At 71.0% G+C, this 21,580-nt stretch carries 22 protein-coding genes; 9 read left to right on the forward strand and 13 right to left on the reverse strand.

Annotated elements, in window-relative coordinates:
- Positions 1-4 precede the first annotated feature (4 nt).
- Positions 5-904, forward strand: coding sequence for a LysR family transcriptional regulator (locus VSH64_RS05255; protein ID WP_326834323.1), 900 nt, complete (start codon positions 5-7; stop codon positions 902-904).
- Between the two features lie 63 nt (positions 905-967).
- Here the strand turns inward: VSH64_RS05255 and VSH64_RS05260 are convergent, their stop codons facing one another.
- Both VSH64_RS05260 and VSH64_RS05265 read right to left on the reverse strand, forming a co-directional pair.
- Entirely contained in the window at positions 968-1,774 is an 807-nt protein-coding gene (locus tag VSH64_RS05260; protein WP_326834324.1) for a S1 family peptidase, read from the reverse strand.
- A 146-nt stretch (positions 1,775-1,920) separates the two neighbouring features.
- Positions 1,921-3,162: a hypothetical protein gene (locus tag VSH64_RS05265; protein WP_407655675.1), complete on the reverse strand. Its 1,242-nt coding sequence runs from the start codon at positions 3,160-3,162 to the stop codon at positions 1,921-1,923.
- Positions 3,163-3,453: 291 nt separating this feature from the next.
- On the opposite strand from VSH64_RS05265, the gene VSH64_RS05270 reads away from it, so the two are divergent.
- Genes VSH64_RS05270 through VSH64_RS05285 form a run of 4 tightly spaced genes read left to right on the forward strand, consistent with a single transcriptional unit; the run spans position 3,454 to position 9,179 of the window.
- Positions 3,454-4,398: an ABC transporter permease gene (locus tag VSH64_RS05270; RefSeq protein WP_326834326.1), complete on the forward strand. Its 945-nt coding sequence runs from the start codon at positions 3,454-3,456 to the stop codon at positions 4,396-4,398.
- Positions 4,398-5,267: an ABC transporter permease gene (locus VSH64_RS05275; protein ID WP_326834327.1), complete on the forward strand. Its 870-nt coding sequence runs from the start codon at positions 4,398-4,400 to the stop codon at positions 5,265-5,267. The genes VSH64_RS05270 and VSH64_RS05275 overlap by 1 nt, the downstream gene beginning before the upstream one ends.
- 4 nt (positions 5,268-5,271) lie before the next feature.
- Entirely contained in the window at positions 5,272-7,350 is a 2,079-nt protein-coding gene (locus VSH64_RS05280) for an ABC transporter ATP-binding protein (protein ID WP_326834328.1), read from the forward strand.
- Positions 7,347-9,179, forward strand: a complete 1,833-nt coding sequence (locus tag VSH64_RS05285) for an ABC transporter substrate-binding protein (RefSeq protein WP_326834329.1) — start codon at positions 7,347-7,349, stop codon at positions 9,177-9,179. The genes VSH64_RS05280 and VSH64_RS05285 overlap by 4 nt, the downstream gene beginning before the upstream one ends.
- Before the next feature lie 50 nt (positions 9,180-9,229).
- Here the strand turns inward: VSH64_RS05285 and VSH64_RS05290 are convergent, their stop codons facing one another.
- The gene (locus VSH64_RS05290) at positions 9,230-9,430 is read right to left on the reverse strand and encodes a hypothetical protein (RefSeq protein WP_326834330.1); all 201 of its coding nucleotides are present in this window, start codon (positions 9,428-9,430) and stop codon (positions 9,230-9,232) included.
- Between the two features lie 374 nt (positions 9,431-9,804).
- Between VSH64_RS05290 and VSH64_RS05295 the strand changes: the two genes are divergently transcribed.
- Positions 9,805-10,167 carry a YrdB family protein gene (locus VSH64_RS05295; protein WP_326834331.1) on the forward strand — a complete coding sequence of 121 codons (363 nt, stop codon included), beginning with the start codon at positions 9,805-9,807 and terminating at the stop codon, positions 10,165-10,167.
- Positions 10,168-10,311: 144 nt separating this feature from the next.
- On the opposite strand, the gene VSH64_RS05300 is transcribed toward VSH64_RS05295, so the two are convergent.
- The 5 genes from VSH64_RS05300 to VSH64_RS05320 form a co-directional block, all read right to left on the reverse strand.
- Complete coding sequence (locus VSH64_RS05300; protein WP_326834332.1) at positions 10,312-10,698, reverse strand: Imm1 family immunity protein; 387 nt, start codon at positions 10,696-10,698, stop codon at positions 10,312-10,314.
- Positions 10,699-10,796: 98 nt separating this feature from the next.
- On the reverse strand, positions 10,797-12,008 hold the full coding sequence (locus VSH64_RS05305) for an RNA polymerase sigma factor (protein WP_326834333.1): 1,212 nt from the start codon (positions 12,006-12,008) through the stop codon (positions 10,797-10,799).
- Positions 12,005-12,400: a YciI family protein gene (locus VSH64_RS05310; RefSeq protein WP_326834334.1), complete on the reverse strand. Its 396-nt coding sequence runs from the start codon at positions 12,398-12,400 to the stop codon at positions 12,005-12,007. Before VSH64_RS05310 ends, VSH64_RS05305 begins: the two co-directional genes overlap by 4 nt.
- A gap of 75 nt (positions 12,401-12,475) precedes the next feature.
- A complete protein-coding gene (locus VSH64_RS05315; protein ID WP_326834335.1) occupies positions 12,476-12,937 on the reverse strand; it encodes a mycothiol transferase in 462 nt (153 codons plus the stop codon).
- A gap of 43 nt (positions 12,938-12,980) precedes the next feature.
- Positions 12,981-13,847, reverse strand: coding sequence for an oxidoreductase (locus VSH64_RS05320; RefSeq protein ID WP_326834336.1), 867 nt, complete (start codon positions 13,845-13,847; stop codon positions 12,981-12,983).
- 147 nt (positions 13,848-13,994) lie between these two features.
- Here VSH64_RS05320 and VSH64_RS05325 point away from each other — a divergent pair, with 147 nt between their 5' ends.
- Positions 13,995-14,861 carry an NAD(P)-dependent oxidoreductase gene (locus VSH64_RS05325; protein ID WP_326834337.1) on the forward strand — a complete coding sequence of 289 codons (867 nt, stop codon included), beginning with the start codon at positions 13,995-13,997 and terminating at the stop codon, positions 14,859-14,861.
- On the opposite strand, the gene VSH64_RS05330 is transcribed toward VSH64_RS05325, so the two are convergent.
- On the reverse strand, positions 14,851-15,798 hold the full coding sequence (locus tag VSH64_RS05330) for a helix-turn-helix transcriptional regulator (RefSeq protein ID WP_326834338.1): 948 nt from the start codon (positions 15,796-15,798) through the stop codon (positions 14,851-14,853). The genes VSH64_RS05325 and VSH64_RS05330 overlap by 11 nt on opposite strands.
- Before the next feature lie 100 nt (positions 15,799-15,898).
- Here VSH64_RS05330 and VSH64_RS05335 point away from each other — a divergent pair, with 100 nt between their 5' ends.
- On the forward strand, positions 15,899-16,330 hold the full coding sequence (locus VSH64_RS05335) for a nuclear transport factor 2 family protein (RefSeq protein WP_326834339.1): 432 nt from the start codon (positions 15,899-15,901) through the stop codon (positions 16,328-16,330).
- Positions 16,331-16,352: 22 nt separating this feature from the next.
- On the opposite strand, the gene VSH64_RS05340 is transcribed toward VSH64_RS05335, so the two are convergent.
- The 4 genes from VSH64_RS05340 to VSH64_RS05355 are packed head-to-tail and all read right to left on the reverse strand — an operon-like array spanning position 16,353 to position 20,244.
- Complete coding sequence (locus VSH64_RS05340; RefSeq protein WP_326834340.1) at positions 16,353-17,345, reverse strand: LLM class flavin-dependent oxidoreductase; 993 nt, start codon at positions 17,343-17,345, stop codon at positions 16,353-16,355.
- 27 nt (positions 17,346-17,372) lie between these two features.
- The gene (locus tag VSH64_RS05345; RefSeq protein WP_326834341.1) at positions 17,373-18,617 is read right to left on the reverse strand and encodes an MFS transporter; all 1,245 of its coding nucleotides are present in this window, start codon (positions 18,615-18,617) and stop codon (positions 17,373-17,375) included.
- A 3-nt stretch (positions 18,618-18,620) separates the two neighbouring features.
- Positions 18,621-19,415 carry a GntR family transcriptional regulator gene (locus VSH64_RS05350; RefSeq protein WP_326834342.1) on the reverse strand — a complete coding sequence of 265 codons (795 nt, stop codon included), beginning with the start codon at positions 19,413-19,415 and terminating at the stop codon, positions 18,621-18,623.
- Positions 19,416-19,419: 4 nt separating this feature from the next.
- Positions 19,420-20,244 (reverse strand): creatininase family protein, encoded by an 825-nt coding sequence (locus VSH64_RS05355; RefSeq protein WP_326834343.1) that lies wholly within the window; start codon positions 20,242-20,244, stop codon positions 19,420-19,422.
- Between the two features lie 94 nt (positions 20,245-20,338).
- Here VSH64_RS05355 and VSH64_RS05360 point away from each other — a divergent pair, with 94 nt between their 5' ends.
- On the forward strand, positions 20,339-21,571 hold the full coding sequence (locus VSH64_RS05360; protein WP_407655633.1) for an NRAMP family divalent metal transporter: 1,233 nt from the start codon (positions 20,339-20,341) through the stop codon (positions 21,569-21,571).
- Positions 21,572-21,580: the final 9 nt, after the last annotated feature.

The raw sequence follows: 21,580 nt of genomic DNA on the forward strand, positions 1-21,580 counted from the left end.
GCCCGTGCTGGATGTCAGGCGCCTGCGGATCCTCGTCGCGGTGGTCGAAGGAGGTTCCTTCACCGCGGCGGCGAACCGGTTGCGGCTCACGCAGTCGGCGGTGTCGCAGCAGATGTCGGTGATCGAACGCGAGGTCGGCATGTCGCTGCTCAAACGGCTGCCGCGCGGGGTGGAGCTGACCCCGGCCGGCGAGGTGCTGGCCGCGCACGCGAAGAGCCTGTTCGGTGAGCTCTCGGCCATCGAGCAGGAGGTGCGCTCGTTCGGCAGCGAACCCGCCGAGCTGCGGATCGAGGCGTTCGCGACGGCCGGCGTCGAGCTGCTGCCGCCGGTGGTGAAGGCGTTCCGCGAGCAGCACCCCGACGTGCGCCTGCGGCTTTCGGCCACGCACGGCGACGACGCGTTCAGCCGGCTGCGCGAGGGCGCGGCGCACGTGGTGCTGGTGTGGGGTTACGACTTCGCGCCGCAACCCGTGGACCGCGGCCTGCGGCACGTGGCCCTGCCCGACGATCCGCTGCACGTGGTGCTGCCGCTCGACCACCCGCTCGTCGACGCCGAGGAGGTCGCGCTGGCCGACCTGTCGGGTGAGCAGTGGGTCACGCGCACGCACCGCGCGCCCTACGAGCAGGCCTACGAGACGATGTGCCGCATCGCCGGCTTCGAGCCACGGGTCACGTTCCGGGCCGCGGACTACCAGTCGCTGCAAGGGCTCGTGGCCGCCGGCATGGGCGTGAGCCTGGTGCCGCGGCTTTCGCTGGCCGCGCACCGCAAGGACCTGGCCGATCGGCCGATGGCCGGACGCGGCTTCGCCCGGCGCGTCACGGCGGTCACGCTGCCGGAGGCGCAGCGCTCGAAGCCGGTCGCGGATTTCCTGGAAACGCTGCGGTTTTCGGCCGGAGCGGAGTGACGCTCGGCGTCCACTGTGGACGCCAGGGTACGTCGGAGTGGACCGTGGTGGGCCGGGTGGCGGTCAGGGCCGCCGGGTCTGCTGCGCGATCGTGCCGGCGAAGGTCGTGACCCGGGTGTAGACGCCGGGCTTGCCGGGTTTCCCGCAGCCGTCGCCGAACGAGACGATCCCCACGAGCGTGCCGCCGATCACGAGCGGGCCGCCGGAATCACCCTTGCACGCGTCGATGCCGCCTTCCCGGTACCCGGCGCAGACCATGCTCGCCGGGTCGTAGGACTCGTAGGCGGCGCGGCACGTCGCGTCGCTCACCATCGGCACCACGGCGGCGCGCAGGTAGTCGGAACGGTCGCCGCCGTCGGCCACGCGGCCCCAGCCGACCACGGTGGCCTTCGTGCCCGCGGCGTACACGCCGGTGTCGCGCGCCACCGAAGCCGCCCGGCCCGGCAGCCGGCCGCGCACGGTCAGCACCGCGATGTCGTCGCCCTGCTCGGCCTTCTCGTAGTCCGGGTGCACCCAGGCTTTCGTGACCGCGAGCGTGGTCCCGTCGTCGGTGCGCTTGTCCTCGCGGCCGGCGATCACTCGGATGTCCTTCGTGGACACCGCTTCGGCGCAGTGGGCCGCGGTCGCGACCGTCGAGGTGCCCACGATCACGCCGCCGCAGAACTGCGTGCCGGCACTGTCCTCGAGGTACACCGCGTACGGGTAGTCGGCCAGCGACGCCCGTTCCCCGCCGACGATCGCCGGCGTCGCGGCGGCCGGCGAACCGGTGACCACAGTGGTCAGTCCCGCGGTGAGCAGCAGTGCCGCTCCCAGAATCAGTGCGGCGGAGGCGGTCCGCGGTCGGTTTCCGTGGTTTCGCGGTCCCGGCATGACAACCCCCTCGGCGCGACACGGACGATGGCAGCCACGATAGCCCGGCCGCCGCCGAATCGATGTCGCTGAACCGGGTGGAAAAACCGTTGAGGGCGAACGCGAACGGTCCGGCGGACGGAGCCGCCGGACCGGTGAGCGGGAACTCAGCCGCAGAGCGGGGCGACGGGCAGGTCGGAACCGGTCTTCACGTAGGCGTCGGAGATGAAGTTGTCCGGGCCGATGCGGTCCCAGATCGTGCTGGTGCCGAACGTGCCGGTGACCGAGGACCCGTTCACGTAGCACTCGATGTTCACCTTGGCGTAGTTCGCGGCGAGGCCCTTGATCGCGCCCGTGGTGCTGGCGGTGGCGCGCACGTTCATCGGGTCGCCCGCCGTGGACACGACCCCGGTCGCGGCGGCCGAGCCGGTCCACAGGTAGGTCACCTTCACGTTGCCGTTGTCGGCGAGCCCGAGGCCGGAGTTGAACACGCCGTCGGCGAGGTCGATGCCGGCCGGGTTGCCCACGGTGTAGCCGAGGTCGTCCTTCCCGCCGTTGTAGTGGTTGTGGTAGGCGGCGTAGGCCTCGGGCTGGCCCTGCGGCAGGTCCTTGTACTCCGCGCGCACCGAGGCCGGGTTCCAGTAGTCGTCGTGGGTGTTCCACGGGCCGACGTCCCACACCGGCGCGTACTCGCAGCGGCTGCCGTCGGTGCGGCACACCTTCACCGTGTAGTTCCCGGTGCCCTTGGGGGAGGTCGCCTTGGTCGAGGGCAGCGCGACGAAGTGATCGTTGGCCGTGATCACGTGGCCGTTGGCGGTGGTGTGGCCGGTGAGGCCTTCGCGGGTGGCGTAGATCGTGTACGTGAGCGGTGTGGTGGCAGCAAGCGCTTTCGCCTGCGGCGCGAGAGTTCCGGTCAGGTCGACCTCGCGCACGGTCGGGCGCACGCCGTCGGCGGTACTGGACAGCGATACGCGGGTCTGCACCACGTTCACCGCGCGGCCGAAGGTGGCGGCCTGCGCGCCCGCCGGCGTCCACTCGGTCCAGTCGTCGGCGCCGGTGCGGCCGCGCACGTCGACCTGCACGTCGGTGCCCTTCGGCAGGTCCGCGGCGACCTTCGTGGTCACGCCGGTCACCGGCGAGGCGAGCTGCCGCGCCGCCGAGATCAGGTAACCCTGGCTGCCGGCCGTGAGCAGATCCGTTCTGTGCCAGGCGGAATCCTTCAGCGTGAGGGCTGACCCAGTGGCCTGCACGTTCACGTCGTCACCGTCCACGTGGGACAGATCGGCGCGCCAGGACCCTTCCGGCGCGGCGCTCGCGGGCGCGGCCAGCGCCACCCCGCCCGTGGTGACCGCGCTCGCGGCCAGGATCGCCGCCACGAGGGCGGTCGTCTTACCGGCAGTGTTCCCCAGCACGAACCTCAGCTCCTTCACTCGTCCGTCGCGAACGGTGAGGAGTCTGTGCGCGATCCGTACACGATCCGTACAACGAGGCGGCCCGGCCGTGTATCACGATGTGCCCCGAATTGTCCGGTTTGCCGACCCTCTACATCGGACTTCGGCGAGGCCGGTAGCGCCGAAAGTCGGAAGATCACCGAATGGGACAGTGGCAAGTCAGTTTCCGTGGACACCGTGGACAGGTGAGCCACCACCGGTGTAGGTGTATGCGGCGGGTTTGTGGCGGATCGATCCTGGGGACGGCTGATGGCGGGGTATCTGGTGCGCCGCTTCCTGCAATCGATCGTGGTGGTCGTGCTCGTCGCGGTGCTCACGTTCGTGCTGCTGCAGCTGCTGCCCGGCGGGCCGGCCCGCGCGATCCTCGGCCCCAAGGCCACGCAGCTGCAGATCGACACGTTCCTGCACGACAACGGCTACGACCGCTCGGTGCCCGTGCAGTTCCTCACCTGGGCCGGCCGCGTGCTCCACGGTGACCTCGGGTACTCCTACAAGCTCAACCAGCCGGTGACCGACGTGATCGCCGACCACCTGCCCAAGACCATCCTGCTTATGACACTGTCCACTTTGGTCGCTCTGGTGGTGGCGGTGCCGCTGGGCGTGTACCAGGCGCGCAAGCGCAACACGGTGGGCGACTACGTGGCCACGGGCCTGTCGTTCGCGTTCTACTCGATGCCGAGCTTCTTCCTCGGCGAGATCCTCGTGCTGCTGTTCGCGATCCAGCTGCAGTGGTTCTCCCCGCTGGGTCCGAGCGGCGACTCGCTCGGCGAGATCCTGTCGCAGGCGCCCGCGCTCGTGCTGCCCGTGCTCACGCTGGCGCTGATCACCATCGCGTCGTTCAGCCGGTACGCGCGCTCGTCGGTGATGGAGAACCTGAGCCAGGACTACGTGCGCACCGCGCTGGCGGGCGGCGCGAGCGAGGGCAAGGTGCTCACGCGCCACGTGCTGCGCAACTCGCTGATCCCGATCGTCACGCTGCTCGGGCTTTCGCTGCCGCAGCTGTTCGCCGGCGCGCTCATCACCGAGCAGGTGTTCAACTATCCGGGCATGGGCTTCACGTTCATCCAGGGTGCCCAGGTGCACGACTACCCGGTGCTGCTGGGGATCGGGCTCGTCGTCGCGCTGGCGACCGTGGCCGGATCCCTGCTCGCGGACCTCGGCTACGCCGTGCTCGACCCGAGGGTGAAGTACTGATGACCGACCAAGCGGCACCGCCTCGTTCGGCGGCGCGGGCGACCCTGCGGGCCTTCCTGGAGAACCGCCTCGCGGTGGCGGGGCTCGTGCTGATCGTGGCGTTCGTGCTGTTCTGCTTCCTCGGCCCGCTCGTGTACCACACCGAACAGATCGCCACGAACCTCGCGGGCGCCAACCAGCCGCCCGGCGCGGGCCACCCGCTGGGCACCGACGACGTGGGTTACGACGAGCTCGGCCGGCTCATGGTCGGCGGGCAGTCCTCGCTGGAGATCGGCGTGGCCGCGGCGGTGCTCGCGACCGTGTTCGGCACGTTCTGGGGCGCCATCGCCGGGTACCTCGGCGGGTTCGTCGACGCGGTGATGATGCGGATCGTCGACACGCTGCTGGCCATCCCCACGCTGTTCCTGCTGCTGATCCTCGCCGCGATCTTCACCCCGACGCTGGGCCTGCTGATCGTGGTGGTGTCGTTCGGCGCGTGGCTGAGCCCCGCGCGGCTCGTGCGCGGCGAGACGCTTTCGCTGCGCACCCGCGAGTACGTGCAGGCGGTGCGGATGATGGGCGGCGGCGGGAAACGCGTGGTGCTGCGCCACATCATGCCCAACGCGATCGGCACCATCGTGGTCAACGCGACCTTCCAGGTGGCCGACGCGATCCTGCTCGTGGCGGCACTGAGCTACCTGGGCCTCGGCATCGCGCCGCCGCACGCCGACTGGGGCAACATGCTCTCCAACGGCACCGAGTTCGTGCAGAACGGCTACTGGTGGATGATCCTGCCGCCCGGCATCGCGATCATGCTCGTCGTCGTCGCGTTCAACCTGCTCGGCGACGCCTTGCGCGACGCGCTCGAAGTGCGGCTGCGGAGGCGCTGAACCCATGACCCCCGTCCTGCGCCTGGAAGACCTGCACACCACCATCGACGTCCGCGACGGGGTGGTGCGGCCGGTCGACGGCGTGACACTCGAAGTCGGCCGCGGCGAGCTGCTCGGGCTCGTCGGCGAATCCGGCAGCGGCAAGACGATGACGGCCCTGTCGATCCTGCGCCTGCTGCCCGCCGGCGGGCGCATCGCTTCGGGGCGGATCCTGCTCGGCGACGACGACGTGGCGGCCATGGGCCCGGCGGCGCTGCGCGAGGTCCGCGGCAAGCGCGTGGGCACGGTGTTCCAGGACCCGATGACCTCGCTCAACCCGTCGTTGCCGATCGGGCGGCAGGTGAGCGAACCGCTGGAGCTGCACCCGACCGCGTCGGCGCGGACCTTGTCCCGGCGCGAGCTGCACGAGCGTGCCGTGGCGATGCTGGAGCTGGTGGGGCTGCCGGACGCGCGCCGGCGGGCCGAGGACTACCCGCACCAGCTCTCGGGCGGGATGCGCCAGCGGGTGATGATCGCCCGCGCGCTGGTGTGCGAGCCCGAGCTGCTCATTGCCGACGAGCCGACCACGGCGCTCGACGTGACCGTGCAGCACCAGATCCTGGAGCTGATCGACGACCTGCGCCGGCGCCTCGGCATGGCCGTGATCCTCGTGACGCACGACCTCGGTGTGGTCGCCGGCCGCGCCGACCGCGTGGCGGTGATGTACGCGGGCAAGATCGCCGAGCTCACGGACACGCGCCGGCTGTTCGGCAACCCGCGCCACCCGTACACCGAGGCGCTGTTCGAGGCGCTGCCCGAGAACTCGGCGGAATCGGGGGAGAAGCTCTACAGCATCCCGGGCCTGCCCCCGGACCTGCGCGAGCCGCCGACCGGTTGCCGCTTCGCGCCGCGCTGCCGGTACGCGAGCGACGAGTGCGAGGAGAAGGAACCGGAGCTGCGTGCGGACGTGGCCGGGCACGAGTACGCGTGTTTCCACCCGGTCGGTTCGGCCGGCGTCGAGGAGCCGTCGGCCGTGGTGCGGGTGCACGAGGCGGCCGGTGCGCCGGCTTCGCTGCCGGAGGCCGGGGCGCCGCTGCTCGAAGTCGAGAACCTCGTGAAGGACTTCCCGGTCACCAAGGGCGCGGTGCTGCGCCGGCGCACCGGCACGGTGTCCGCGGTCGCGGGGGTGAGCTTTTCCGTAGCGGCGGGGGAGACCTTCGGCCTGGTCGGTGAATCGGGCTGTGGCAAGACGACCGTGGGCCGGGCCGTGGTCGGACTCGACGAGCCGACGGCCGGCCACATCCGGATCGGCGGCACGGAGCTGACTTCCTTGCACGGCGGCGAGTTGCGGCAGCGCCACCGCGACACGCACCTGGTGTTCCAGGACCCGTACGCCTCGCTCGACCCGCGGATGCGCGTGGGCGCGATCCTGGCCGAGCCGCTGGAGATCCACGGCGAGGGCACGCGGGCGCAACGCAGTGCGCGCGTCCGTGAGCTGCTCGGCGAGGTGGGCCTGCCGGCGGATGCGGCGCAGCGCTACCCACACGAGTTCTCCGGCGGCCAGCGCCAGCGCATCGGACTGGCGCGAGCTTTGGCGCTGGAACCGAAGCTGATCGTGGCCGACGAGCCGGTGTCGGCGCTCGATGTGTCCGTGCAGGCGCAGATCCTGAACCTGATGAACGACCTGCGCGAGCGCCACGGCCTCACGTACGTGTTCATCTCCCACGACCTGTCCGTGGTGCGGTACCTGGCGCAGCGCGTCGGCGTGATGTACCTCGGCAAGCTCGTGGAGATCGGGCCGGCGGCCGAGGTGCACGGCCGGCCGCGCCATCCGTACACGCGCGGGCTGATCGACACCGTGCCGGTCGCGGACCCGTGGGCGGCGCGGCGCAGCGGCGGTGTGGCGGGGGAGCTGCCGTCGGCGATCTCGCCCCCTTCGGGGTGCCGCTTCCGCACCCGCTGCCCGTTCGCGCAGGACATCTGCGCCGCCGAGGAACCCGTGCTGCGGCCCTTCGGCGAAGGCCACGAGGCGGCCTGCCACTTCCCGCTCGACGCCGCTCGTGAGCACGACGCGACGAAGGTCTACCAAGGAGAGAACGGATGAGACTGCGCAAGGCACTCGTGGCGCCGGTGGTGCTGTTCGCCGCGGCCGCGCTGGCCACCGCGTGCAGCGGCGGGAGCTCGAACTCCGGCGGCGGGACGCCGACCGAAGGCGGCACGGCGGTGTTCGCCGAATCGCCGGGAACCCAGCCGAACTGGATCTTCCCGTTCGTGGACTCGGCGCACAACAGCGGCTACGCCACCGGTGACCTGCAGCAGCTGATGTACCGCGAGCTGTACTGGTTCGGCGATGCCCAGGGCGGCACCGGGGTGAACCCGCAGAAGAGCCTCGCGGAGCCGCCGGTGTTCAGTGACGACAACTCCAAGGTGGTGATCAACGTCAAGCCGTACAAGTGGTCCAACGGCGAGGCGGTGAACGCCAAGGACGTCGTGTTCTGGATGAACATGATGTTCGCCGAGAAGGCCAACTGGTACGGCTACGTGCCGGGCCAGTTCCCGGACAACGTGAAGTCCGCGACCGCGACCGGGCCGCAGCAGGTGACGTTGCAGCTCACCGATTCCTACTCGCCGACGTGGTTCACCGGCCAGGAGCTCGCGCAGATCGCGCCGCTGCCGATGGCGTGGGACAAGACCTCGGACTCCGCGGCGGCCGGCAGTGGTGGCTGTGCGGACGACCGCGCGAAGTGCGACGCGGTGTACAAGTACCTCTACAACAAGAGCAAGGACCTCTCGACGTACGCCACGGATCCGTTGTGGCAGGTCGTGGACGGGCCGTGGCACCTCACCTCGTTCGACGCCGAGGGCAACATCTCCTACGACCCGAACCCGAAGTACAGCGGGCCCGACAAGCCGCACCTGGCGCACTACAAGATGCAGCCGTTCACCAGCACCAGCGCGGAGTTCAACACGCTGCGCAGCGGCCGGACCATCTCGGTCGGCGGGGTCGCGGGCGCGGATCTGCCGCAGAAGAAGGCGAACGAGAAGGTGCCGGCGACGAACCCGTTGCAGGCCAACTACAACCTCGTGCCCGCCGCGGCGTGGGGCTGGAGCTCGACGATCCTGAACATGGACAACCCGAAGTTCGGGGCGGTGTTCAAGCAGCTGTACGTGCGCCAGGCGTTCCAGCAGACGCTGGACCAGGTGACCGACGTGAACGTGGCCTACCGCGGCTACGCCACCGTGACCACCGGGCCGGTGCCGATCAACCCGGACAACGCCTACGTGACGGACGCCGAGCGCGGCGCGGGTCCGTACCCGTTCGACAAGGCGAAGGCCAAGAGCCTGCTCACGGCCCACGGCTGGACCCTGCAGAACGGTGCCATGACCTGCACCGCACCCGGTACCGCGCCGAACCAGTGCGGCGCCGGCGTGGCGGCGGGTACGCGGCTGGAGCTCACTTTGCAGTACTCCACCGGCAATCCGGCGTACGGGCGGATCATGCAGCAGTGGAAGTCGGACGCCGCCGAGGCCGGCATCGTGTTCGACTTGAAGGGCCAGGAGTTCAACGCGCTGCTCGGCGACGTCAGCGACTGCCACGGCTCCGGCCCCGCCTGCGACTGGCAGCTGGGCTACTTCGGCTACCAGCAGTACAACGCCGTGCCGACGGGCGACCAGCTGCTGCTGCCGGGCTCCACCGGCAACCTCGGCAACTACGACGACCCGCAGCTCGACAAGCTCATCGAGGCGACCCTGCACAGCGACGACAAGAACGCCTTCGCCGCCTACGAGGACTACGCCACGAAGACCCTGCCGGGCCAGATCAACATGCCACTGCGCGGCGCGATGGAGGTCGTCGCGAAGGACCTCGGCGGCGTGTCGTTCCCGGCGGTGCAGACGGCGCGTGCGCCTGAGGAGTGGTACTTCACGAAGTAGGTTCTCTGCGCGGGGGCCGCCCTTTCCTGGGGCGGCCCCTTTTCTTGTGCTCAGTCGTCGTTTCTCCGCCCCAGCCTGAGCAGCTCGAACACGAAGATCCACGTCAGCATGCCCACGAGCAGACTGCCGCCGAGCCACGTCCACCACGTCGCGGCCGACCACCACAGGCTCGTCACCAGAAACCCCAACCCGGCGACGATGCCCAGGCCCGCCATCTGGACCGTGCGGATCCCGGTCCTTCGGTCGTTCATGGCGGATCAGGTTACTGAGACCCAGGGTAGAGCGACGCCGCCGAACGAAGGACACGATCTTCGCCCGCTGCGCCATTCGAGTGCTACCCATCGTGACCGTTGCCCGGAACTACCACCGAGGGTGGCTTTCGGCCCCTTGCGGCTGGTTTCGGGGATGCGCGGGGCCGTCAGGGTCGGTGCTGTCGGCGTACCGGAGTTCTGGGTCGGCGTCCTCAAAGGACAGTGGTGGCGATTTCTGTGGATGGTCCGGGTGTATCTGTTTTGCCGCATCCGCTCGCTCGTGATCCGAGAGCAGTGTTCTTGACAAGTTCGGTCCGCCGGGTGAACACTGCTCATATCAGAGAGCACTGCTCTCACTTTCGAGGAGGCCGACCATGATCGAAACCGTGTGGCGCTGGGGCAACCTGGGTCTGGCGTTCTTCCTGGAGCTGGCCGCGATCGTCGCGCTGGGGTACTGGGGCTTCCACACCGGGGAGTCGACCGCGGGCAAACTGCTGCTCGGCCTGGGCGCACCGGCCGTGGGGATCGGGCTGTGGGCGCTCTTCGCCGCGCCGACCGCCGGCTTGCGCACGCCGGTGCTCTACGCGCTCACCGTGGTGGTCGTCGTCGGCGGTGCCGGCGCGGGCCTGTGGTTCTCCGGCCTGCGGACGCTCGGGCTGTTGCTGCCGGCGCTGTTCGTCGCCAACCTCGCCGTGGTGAAGCTGATGCACCTCGACGTGACGACGGCTCGGGCCTGACCCCGCCTCCTGGTCACACCGGCCGGGCTCGGGCTTTCGCGAAAGCGCGCGAAGCCCGAGCCTGGCTTCTGCACCTTGCAAGCGCGGCACCGAGCGCCGATTCGGCCGGTGCCTGTCCACGGCCGGCGCTGCCGTGCTCCGGGTCTAGCTCACCTTCCAGGCCACGCACTCCGGCCGAACCCGCGTCTCCGCGAACTCCTGCACCGCGCGCAGCACCAGTTCCGCCGGAACATCACTCCCGGCCGGCTGGGGAAAATGGCCGCCTTGCAGGCTGAAGTAGTCCGCGGGAGCCGACCCGGCGCCGTCGGTGGGCAGGTGCAGGGAGCCGTTCTCGCGCCACACCAGGGCGCCGCGGTCGCCGCGGAGGCCCGCGACGAGGTGGGGCAGGCCGGGGCCCTGACCGGCGTAGATCCACCACACGACGCCCGCGGTCGGCGAGGGCGGCACGGCCGCTCGGAGGGCGGCGAGCACCGTCTCGGGGGGCACGCTCGTGACGTCGTACCCCGTCCGCCGGTCACCGGTGGTCGTCATGGTCCGCTCCGCGTTTCAGTGAGGATCGCCGCTGATCCTACTGGTCCACGGGGTGAGAACGAAGTGTGGAACCGGATCGTACTGTCCGAAGAGGACGGTCAGGATCGCGGCGGCCGGAGTCGCGCGGCGCGAACCGTGAGGTAGTGGCGTTCCGGCAGGCTGGTGGTGCGGGCGGCGGCGGCCTCGTAAGCGCGGATCGCGGCCTCCGGTGCGCCCGCGCGTTCCAGCAGGTGAGCGCGCACGGCGTCGAGGCGGTGGTGGCCGGCGAGGCGCTCGTCGAGGGTCGCGAGCAGGTCCAGACCTGCGGCCGGGCCGTGGACCACGGCGACGGCGACCACGCGGTTGAGCGTGACCATCGGGTTGTCGCCGAGTTGCTCCAGCCGCTCGTAGAGCGCCAGGATGCTGCGCCAATCGGTGTCCTCGGCGCGCAGCGCGATGTCGTGGGCGGCCGCGATCGCCGCTTGCAGCGCGTACTCGCCGGCGGGCCCGGCCGAAAGCGCCGCGGTGGCGAGCGGCACGCCCTCCCGGATCAGCGCGCGGTCCCACCGGGAGCGGTCCTGGTCTTCCAGCGGCACGAGCTCACCGTCGGGCCGGGTGCGGGCGGGCCGCCGCGCGTCGCTGAGCAGCATGAGCGCCAGCAGGCCCGTAACCTCGCCGTCTTCGGGCAGCACCGCGTGCAGCAGCCGGGCGAGCCGGATCGCCTCGCCGGAGAGCTCGGTGCGGTGCAGGCTGTCGCCGGTGCTGCTCGTGTAGCCCTCGTTGAACATGAGGTAGAGCACGTGCAGCACGGATTTCAGCCGGGCCGCGCGCTCGGCGGCCGCCGGGAGCCGGAACGGCTCGCCGGAAGCCTTGATCTTCCCCTTCGCCCGGCTGATCCGCTGCGCCATCGTGGCCTCGGGCACGAGGAACGCGCCCGCGATCTCGGCCGTGGTGAGGCCGCCGACGGCCCGCAGCGTGAGCGCGATGGCCGACGCCGTCGTGAGCGCGGGGTGGCAGCACAGGAACAGCAGGGTGAGCGTGTCGTCCTGGTCCGGCACCTGCCCGCCGGCGGGCTCGGCGAACACCGCCAGCTCACGGCGGGCGCGAGCCTCGTCGCTGCGGAAGCGGTCGGTGAGCCGCCGCGCGGCGGCCTGGATCAGCCACCCGCGCGGGTTGTCCGGCACGCCGTCGACCGGCCAGTGCTGCGCGGCGGCGAGCAGCGCCTCCTGCACGGCGTCCTCGGCCGCGCCGAAATCGCCGGAGCGCCGCGCCAGCACGCCGAGGACCTGCGGCGCGAGCGTGCGCAGCAGGTCCTCGTCGGGCGCCGTCACGCCGGCGCGCTCATCACCTGGCGGACCTCGATCGGCTGCCGGATCGGCGTGCCGCCGACACCGGGCGCCGCCGAAAGCCGCGCCGCGATCTCGAGCGCGCGCTCCTCCGAGTCGACGTCGATGATCCGGTAGCCCGCGATCAGCTCCTTCGCCTCGGCGAACGGCCCGTCGGTGACCACGGTCCCGCCCGCGCCGCCGGACACCACCTTCTTCGCCGCCTCCGGCCCGGCCAGCCCCTGCGCGTCCACGAACTCGCCCTTGTCGGTGAGCTCCTCGTTGAGCGCCTGCTGGAACGCGACGTGGGCCCGGATGTCCTCGGGGGACCACTCGGTCATCGGCACGTCGCAGCTCTCGCCGCCCGAGTACGTCTGGATCACCATGTACTTCGTCATCGTGGTTTCCTCCGCCCTTCCGGCGTGCCGCGCTTCGGCACGCTCACTGTAAGGACGGAGCCGCCCACGCGTCCTCTACACGCGCCCGAGCAGAACATCCCGGGTGAGATCCAGGTGGCCGCGGTGCTGGGCCAGCTCCTCGTACACGTGCAGCAGCGCCGTGCCCTGCGCCGTGCCGATCGGCGTGCCGCGGTACTTCGGCGGCACCTCGCCGGCCGGGGCCGCCGCCGGTTCACTGGCCGCGACGTCGGCGCCGAACTGCTCGCGGACTTCGCGGAGCCGGGCCAGCAGCGGCGCTACCTCGCCGGAGGCCGTGAACTCCGCCTCCCGGTCCCGCTCCACGTCCCGGCCGGCGACGACCTGGCCACCCCAGAACGTCATCACGCCGAGGCAGTGCGTCACGATCGCGTACGGCGAGTTCGTGCCGGTCGCTTCCGGGCGCGCGTTCACGAGCTCGTCGCCGAGTTCGGTGAGCGTGGCCGCCATCCCGTCGAGCGCGCGGTCGACGAGGTACAGGTATCCGTCCGTGGTGATCACGCCGGTGAGCCTAACGCCTGCCGGCTCGGTCCACTGTGGACGTTCAGGCGCCGATCGCGTCGAGCTCCGCCACCGCGTCGGCCGGCAGCACCAGCTCGGCCGCCGCGAGGTTCTCCCGCAGGTGCCCGCGCGAAGACGTGCCGGGGATCAGCACGGTCGTGGCGGAGCGCTGCAGCAGCCACGCCAGCGCCACCTGCTGCGGCGACGCGTCGAGCCGCGCGGCCACCTTCGCCAGCGTCTCCGACTGCAGCGGGCTGAAGCCGCCGAGCGGGAAGAACGACGCGAACGCGATGTTCTCCGCGGCGCAGCGCGCCACCAGGGCGTCGTCGTCGCGGGTGACCAGGTTGTACAGGTTCTGCACCGTGACCACGGGCGCGATGGCCTGCGCCTCCGTGAGCTGCGCGTCGGACACACCGCTGAGCCCCAGGTGGCGGATCAGGCCCTGCTCGCGAAGCTCGGCCAGCACACCGAACTCCTCGCCGAGCGGCGTGTCGTCCGGGCCGTCGTGGGCGCCGACGCGCAGGTTCACGACGTCGAGCACGTCGAGGCCGAGGTGCTGCAGGTTCTCGCGCACCTGGGCCTTGAGGTCCTCGGGTTCCAGCGACGGGATCCACGCGCCGTCCGGGCCGCGGCGCGCGCCGACCTTCGTGACGATGTGCAGGCCGGCGGGGTAGGGGTGGAGTGCTTCCTTGATCAGCTCATTGGTCACGACCGGGCCGTAGAAGTCGCTGGTGTCGATGTGGGTCACGCCGCGCTCGACCGCCTCACGCAGCACCGCGATCGCCTCGTCGTGGTCCTTCGGCGGCCCGAAGACGCCGGGCCCGGCCAGCTGCATGGCGCCGTAGCCCATGCGGCTGAGGGTGAGGTCGTCGGCGAGGGTGAGGGTGGCGCCGGGAACGCTGTCGGCCATGGTCGGATGCCTTTCGTACGGGGTTTTCCTGCCGTCCTCCACGGTGCGCCGGGCGGGCGGGGGATGGGACCGCCCCTGTATTCCTGGGAGTGGCGGGGCCAGGTTGCCGGCCGCCTGAGTGGCCCTGGCGCTCCCAGGAGAACGACGGTGTACCCGGGCGGCCCGCGAGCTTCCGAAACTGGCGACAAGACTCTTTCGATCGGATTCATCGGCCTCGGCGACCAGGGCGCGCCGCTGGCCACGGCCATCGCCGAAGCGGGTTTCCCGCTGCACGTCTGGGCCCGCCGCCCCGCGTCGCTCGACGCCGTGGCCGGCGTGGCCCACACGGCCCACGACAGCGTGGCCGGCCTCGCCGCCGCCGTCGACGTGCTCGCGCTGTGCGTGAGCGAGGACGAGGACGTGCTGGACCTGCTCACCGACGGCCTCGCGGCTGCCCTGCGCCCGGGCACCGTCGTGGTCAACCACGGCACCGGCGTGCCCAGCGCCGCCGCGCGCATGGCCGCCCTCTGCGCGGCGCACGACGTGGGCTTCCTGGACGCTCCCGTGAGCGGTGGCCACGCCGGCGCCGTGTCGCGCACCCTCACCACGATGGTCGGCGGCCCCGCGGCTCTCGCCGAACGCTGCACTCCGGTCTTCGAGGCGTTTTCCGCCCACGTCCACCACCTCGGCGACGTCGGCAGCGGTCAGCTCGCGAAGCTGTTCAACAACACGCTCATGATGATGAACCAGGCCAACCTCGAGGAGGTTCTCGCGGTGGCGGCCTCGCTGGAGGTGGACCTCGCGTCGCTCGTCGCCGTGCTCAAGAACGGCAGCGCGGGCAGCTTCACGCTCTCGGCGCTCGGCGAGGCGATCACCGCGGAGAACGTGGAGCACCTCAGCAAGGTCGAACTCCTGGACATGGACCTCTTCGCCGCGGCCATGGCCGAACGCGGCGCCCCCGCCGACGCGGTCACGGCCCGGGCGGTCGCGGGAGCCGAAGGGTTGGTGGAGTTGATGAAGACGCTCACGAAGTAGCGTCGAGCATCTCCCGCAGCAGCCGCCGCACGGCGTCGCGCACCTCGGCCGGTGACTCGACGCGGAACGGTGCGCCGATGCGGACCAGCCGCAGGGCCAGCGACTCGACGTCGGTGCCGCCGATCTTCACGCGCGTGACGGCCGGCTCCAGCGCTTCGTGCACCCCCGACCCCGGCGGCACGAGCCGTTCCGCTTCCGCGAGCGGCACTTCGAGGCGCAGCGTCGTGTACACGGGGTAGTGGCTGGTCAGCATGGTCGCCACGAGGGCGGCGGCGTCCGGCGTGTCGGGCAGGCGGGCGGGACGGCCGGTGGGGTGGACGTCGGTCATGCGATCCACGCGGAACGTGCGCCAGCGACCGCGCTCGGAGTCGAGGGCGACGAGGTACCAGCGGTGGGCGGTGCGCACCAGGCGGTAGGGGTCGATGTCGCGCACGGTGGTGCGGCTCTGCAGGTCGCGGTAGGACAGCCGCAGCCGCTCACCGCGGCGGCACGCGGTGGCCAGCTCCAGCAGGATCGCCGGCGGCACCGGGTCGGCCGAGGAGCGCGGCGTGTGCACGAACGCCTCGTCGAACGCGCCGAGCCGCTCGGCCACGCGGCGGGGGAGCAGCCGGCGCAGCTTCAGCAATGCGGACAGCGCCGCGTGGTCGCTGCCGAGCACCCCGCTGAGCGCGGCCTCGCGCAGCGCGACCGCGACGGCGAGCGCTTCCTCGTCGTCCAGGCTCAGCGGCGGCAGCGCCGTGCCGGGGCCGAGCCGGTAGCCGCCCCACGGACCGGGGTCCGACTCGATGCCGTAGCCGAGTTCGCGCAGCTTCGCGACGTCGCGCCGCACCGTGCGCGGTGTCACGGCCAGGCGTTCGGCGAGCTCGCCGTTGGTCCACGTCGGCCGGGTCGAGAGCAGCGAGGCCAGCCGCAGCAGCCGCGCCGATGCGTTCACCACATCAGGGAGCCTAAGCCGTGACCAGGACCGTCGCTGTCCTGGTCACGGCCTAGCGTCCGCGGGCGACAGTGTCCGAGACCCCGAGAACAGGAACCAGCCCATGACCGTCGGAAACCTCACCGACTTCGCCGCCCTGGACCCGTTTTTCGCCGTGATCCAGGAAGGCCTCAAGGGCCACGCCGAAGGCGAGCACTTCTTCGACCTCCTCGCCGAAGACGTGGTCACCGAGTTCGTGGTCACCGTGCCCGGCTTCCCCCGCCGCGTCGAGGGCCGCGCCGCGCTGGCCGAGCTGTACCGCCCGTACGGCGAGGGCATCGTGCTCGAAAGCGCCGACGACCTCGCCGTGTACCACGACCAGGAGAAGTCGGTGGTGGTGCTGGAGTACACGGTGCACGGCCGGCTCGTCGCCACGGGCGGGCCGTACCAGAACCGCTTCGTCTCGATCGTCACGATCACCGACGGGAAGGTGACGCACTGGCGCGACTACCTCGACTCCCACGCGGCGGTCGAGGCACTGGGCGGCGCGTCCTGACCGGACGCGCCCGCCCGGCCGACTAACCCCGGGCCAGCCGGGGGCCGATCACGTTCTTGAAGGCCGTGACATCGGCCTCCGGCAGGTCGTAGCCGGATTCCGCGGTGTGCGACGGGAAGAAGAACACGTGCTCCACGCCGGATTCCTCCTTGGCCTGCAGCAGCCGCTCCGCGCAGTACTCCGCCGGGCCGAACAGGCCGAACGCCTCGCTGATCCGCTTGGCCTCGTCGGTGGTGAAGGCCGTGGGGTCGTGGTCGGCGGGGATGTCGAGGCCGGCCGCGCGCAGCCAGCGCAGGTTGGCCACGCTCGGGTAGTTCAGGAAGGGCTTGTCGGGCCGGAAGTAGCGCCGCACCCATTCGCGGGCGGTGTCGAACGGCTCGATAGCGGTGGGCACGATCAGGATCTCCTGCACCGACTCCGGCGCGCGGCCGGCGCGCTGCGCGCCCGCGCGCACGTGGGAGCGCGCGGCCTCGATGCTGTCCGGGTGCAGGCCCGCGAGCATCACCACACCGTCGGCGACCTCGCCGGCGAGCTCGAGCATCTTGGGGCCGGCGGCGAGCACGAAGATGCCCGGCGCGGGCTTGGCCACGTTGTTCATCTTGATCTCGTGACCGTCCACAGTGGCCTTCTCGTCGGCCACCAGCCGGCGGATCGCCGTCACGGCCTCGGCCAGCTGTGCGCGCTGTCCCTGCGGCCGGCCCGCCTTCTCCACGGAGAGGAAACCCGGCGCGAGCGTGAGCAGCACGCGGCCGGGCGCGATCTCGGCGAGCGAGTTCGCGATCGCGGCGAGCACGAGCGGGTGGCGCGTCACCGTGTTGGTGGTGGCCGGGTACAGCTCGAGCTTCGAGGTCGCCGCGGCGGCCAGCGTCAGGGCGGAGTAGACGTCGCGGCCCGAGTGGTGGTGGTCGTGCACGCCGACGCCGTTGAAGCCGGCCTCCTCGCACGACACGATGAACTTCGTCAGTTCGGGCAGCGGGCGGCCCACCGGCACCCGGATGTCGACCTTCACGGTCATGGTTGTCCTTCCCACGAAACGAAAAACTCAGTCCGGCAGAGGTTTGCCCTTGGTCTCGGGCAGGAACAGCACAGCGAGCATGCCCAGCAGGTAGATCGGCGCGAAGATCGCCGCCGCGTGGCCGAAGCCGCCCACGGCCGACGCGAGCGGCCCGATCAGCACGGCACCGGCCATCGCGAGGTAGCGCGAACCGCTGAACACCACGCTGATCGCCGTCGCGCGGATCGACGTGGAGAACAGCTCCGGCGTGTGCACGGTGTACCAGCTGTACACGCCACCGGTGAGGAACCCGGCGACGAGCTGCAGCCACGTCGCGGTGGCCGCGTCGTGCACGAGCAGGAACACGATCGGCACGATCGCGGCACAACCCAGGAAGTACACCTGGATCGACCACTTGCGGCCCCAGCTCTCGGCGAGGAACCCGAACAGCACACAGCCCACGATCTCGCCGAGGTTGTACAGCGCCCCGGCCCAGCCCGTGTAGAACGCGACGCGTCTGGGATCGTCCACGAGCCCGCCGACGAAGCTCGGCAGGAACGAGCTCACCGCCCACCAGCCGCCGGTGATCGCGATCGAAACCGCCATCGCGCCGAGGAAGCTGCGTCTCACCCCCGGCGCCAGCAGCTCGCCGACGCCGACTTTTCGCTTCCGTTGCGCGGCCCAGCGCGGTGATTCGGGAATGCTGCGCCGCACCAGCAGCACCACCACGAGCGGCAGCACCCCGAACAGGTACATCCAGCGCCACGACAGCCCGAGCGTCGACCCGAGCAGCACCCACAGCCCGGACACGAGCACGCCGCCCACCGAGAACCCGGCCTGCAGCAGCCCGGCGCCCTTCGCGCGCCACCGCTGCGGCCACACCTCCTGCAGCAGCGAGGTGCCCACGCCCCACTCGGCGCCGATCCCGAGCCCGGTGAGGAACCGCGTGAGCCCGAAGATCCACCAGTTGCCCGAAAGCGCCGAGCACGCCGTGAAGACGCTGTAGACGGCGACCGCCGCGATCATGGTGCGGCGGCGGCCCAGCCGGTCGCCGACGACCCCGCCCACGATCCCGCCGGTCGCCCAGCCCGCGAGCGTGATGGCGACCAGGTATCCCTGGTACGTCGTGAGGTGCGGCAGCTGGTCGTGCGGCAGCAGCTCGGTGAGCGTCGGCCGCGCGGTGATCAGCAGCACGAAGGTGTCGTAGCCGTCGGCGACCCAGAACACCAGGGTCAGCGCCAGCACGCCCCACGCCTTGCGGTCGAGCCGCGCCGGGTCGGCCAGTGTGGTCATCTCTCACTCATCGAGGTAGGTGCGGATCACCGAGAACCGCAGGTATTCGTCGTTCACGTGCACGACCGTGACGGCCACGGGCTGCTCGTCCGCCTGGATGTGGGTGTGGCGCAGGCGCAGCAGCGGCTGGGTCGCGGGGATCTTCAGCGCGGTGGCCACTTCCGCCGGCGGCAGCACCGGCCGGACCTCGGCCACGGAGTAGCACACCGGCGGGCCGATGTGGCGCTCCACGAACTCGAAGGTCGACTGCGTGGCCTCGAGTGCGCGCGGGTCGTCGCCGAGCAGCCGCACCGGGAAGTGGTCCACGCTGTGCACCGCCGGCGCGCCCGAAGCGGCGAACACGCGCTCGATCCGCAGCGCCTGCTCACCGGCCGGGATCTCCAGCGACGCGGCCATGTCCGCGTCGAGTGGCACCACGCGCTGGTCGGCCGTGCTCACGGTCGCCTGGTGGCCCGCCTCGGTGAGCAGGTCCATGAACGCGCCCGCCTCGGCGAGGTTCGCCCCGAGGCCCAGCGCGTGGCGGTTGATGAACGTGCCGTGGCCGTGCAGCCGGCGGATGCGGCCTTCTTTCTGCAGCGACTGCAGCGCCGACCGCAGCGTCGCCCGGCTCACCCCGAGCGCGGTGGACAGCTCGGCCTCCGAGGGCAGCCGCAGCCGGCCCTCTTCGCCCAGGCGCGTGATCACCTCGCGCAGCCGGTCCTTCACCTGCCGGTAGGCGTCGGAGGTGATGGCCGAGAGCGCCGCCAGGTCAGCGGGCAGCGCCGGTTGCGCGGGCTCGGGATGGATCCGGGTGACCACGGGGTCAGCCTTCGGTGCGGTGGCCGATGGGGCCGTCGTAGGTGCGCAGCCAGTCGATCAGCTCGCCGAGGCGCCCGACGATGTGGTCGTGGTAGCGCTTGCCCTTGTCCTCCGAGAGGCCCTTGGAGGAGGAGAACGAGCCGGTCGGGGTGAACGCGCGCTGCTCGTCGCCGGACCAGATGATCTCGACGCCGTCGGGCGCCGGGCCGAACAGGTCGTTGCCGACGAAGCCGCCGAAGACCTTGTCGAAGTCGACGGAGGCGTCGGTGAGGCGGTCGGTGCGGATCTTGCCGGGGTAGCGGTAGTGCACGTGGGACAGCTCGAGCTCACCGGCGTGGTGCTCGTTGGTCTCCTTGATCGTCGGCGAGGCGGAGCGCGCCAGGTGCAGCGGGTCCGCGACGGCGAACAGCACCTCCGGCAGCTCCTCGTCGTGCAGCACGCGCACGGCGCTGTTGAGCGCCGGCAGGTTCGAGCCCTTGTGGCCGTTGAGCAGGATGATCCGGGTGAAGCCGTGGCGCGCGAGGCTGCGCGCGACGTCGCGGATCAGCAGCGTGAGCGTGTCCGGGCGCACGGTGATGGTGCCGGGGAACGCGCCGTGGTGCGACGAGTCGCCGTACCAGATCGGCGGCGCGACCAGCACGCCCTTGCGCTCGGCCACGTCCTCGGCCAACGTGATGGCCACGTACGAGTCGACGCCGAGCACACCGGCGGGGCCGTGCTGCTCGGTGCTGCCGATCGGCACGATCACGATCCGCTCGTCTTCGAGGTACGAGCTCACTTCTTCCCAGGTCAGGTCCTGGATCCAGACCGAAGGCAGGGCGTCCGCCACGGGGTACCTCCCAAATGGTGAAACAGGTCGTAAGACGTCTGACGTCTAACTTAAGCTGCTTGGCAACCCCGGCCAATCATGACCAAGGAGTGGGATGGACCGCGTGACCAGAACCGACGACCGGCAGGCCCGGCCGGGCAGGCTGCGCGTGCCGCCGCTGTTCGGCGCGGCGCTGCTGATGGCGATGAGCGCCGCGGGCCCCGGGTTCATCACCCAGACCGCGTCGTTCACCGTGCTCTACGGCGCCTCTTTCGCGTGTGCGGTGGTGGTGTCGATGATCATCGACGTCGCCGTGCAGCTCAACGTGTGGCGCATCCTCGGCATCTCCGGACAGCGCGCGCAGGACCTGGCGAGCAAGGTGTTCCCGGCCGCCGGCCAGGTGCTCACGGCGTTCGTGGTGCTGGGCGCGGTGGTGTTCAACATCGGCAACATCGCCGGCACCGGCCTCGGCCTGCACAACCTGCTCGGCGTCGACCCGCGGATCGGCGCGGCGATCAGCGGCATCCTCACGATCGGGATCTTCCTGGTCCGCTCGGTGCTCACGGCCGTCGACCGCGTGATGGTGGTGCTCGGCTTCGTGAAGATCGCGCTCATCATCGCGCTCGTGATCGCCACGGCCCCGCCGGTCGGGCAGGCCGCGGTGGGCGTCGTCGATCCGAAGGGGCTGCCGTTCCTGCCGATCCTCACGCTCATCGGCGGCACGGTCGGCGGCTTCATCACCTACTCGGGCGCCCACCGGCTGATCGACTCGGGGATCACCGGCGTCTCGAACCTCAAGCGCATCAACCGCGGCGCGTGGACCGGCATCCTCGTGGCCTGCGTGCTGCGGATCGTGCTGTTCCTCGGCTTCTTCGGCGTGATCGCCACCGGCGCGCACCTGGCGAACAAGAACGACGCCGCGGGCTCGACCTTCCTCGCCGCCTTCGGCACGGTGGGGCTGCACCTGTTCGGCCTGGTGTTCTGGGCCGCGGGGATGACGAGCGTGATCGGCAACTCCTACACCACGGCCACGTTCCTGCAGTCCTACGTGAAACCGGTGCGCACGCACTTCAACCGCGCGGTGATCGTGCTCATCGGCCTCGCCACGATCATCTTCATCGCCGCGGGCCAGACCCCGCAGTCGATGCTGGTGTTCGCCGGCGCGATCAACGGGCTCGTGCTGCCCATCGGCCTCGGCATCATCCTGTGGGTGGCGCTGCGCCGCCGCGACCTGATCGCCGGCTACCGCTACCCGAAGGTGCTGCTCGGCATCGGCATCGCCGCCTGGCTGTTCACCGCGTACGCCGCGGTGGAATCCCTGACCTCACTCGGTTCGATCTTCTCCTGAGGAGTTTCC

Source organism: Amycolatopsis rhabdoformis (assembly GCF_035918295.1).
Classification (GTDB): domain Bacteria; phylum Actinomycetota; class Actinomycetes; order Mycobacteriales; family Pseudonocardiaceae; genus Amycolatopsis; species Amycolatopsis rhabdoformis.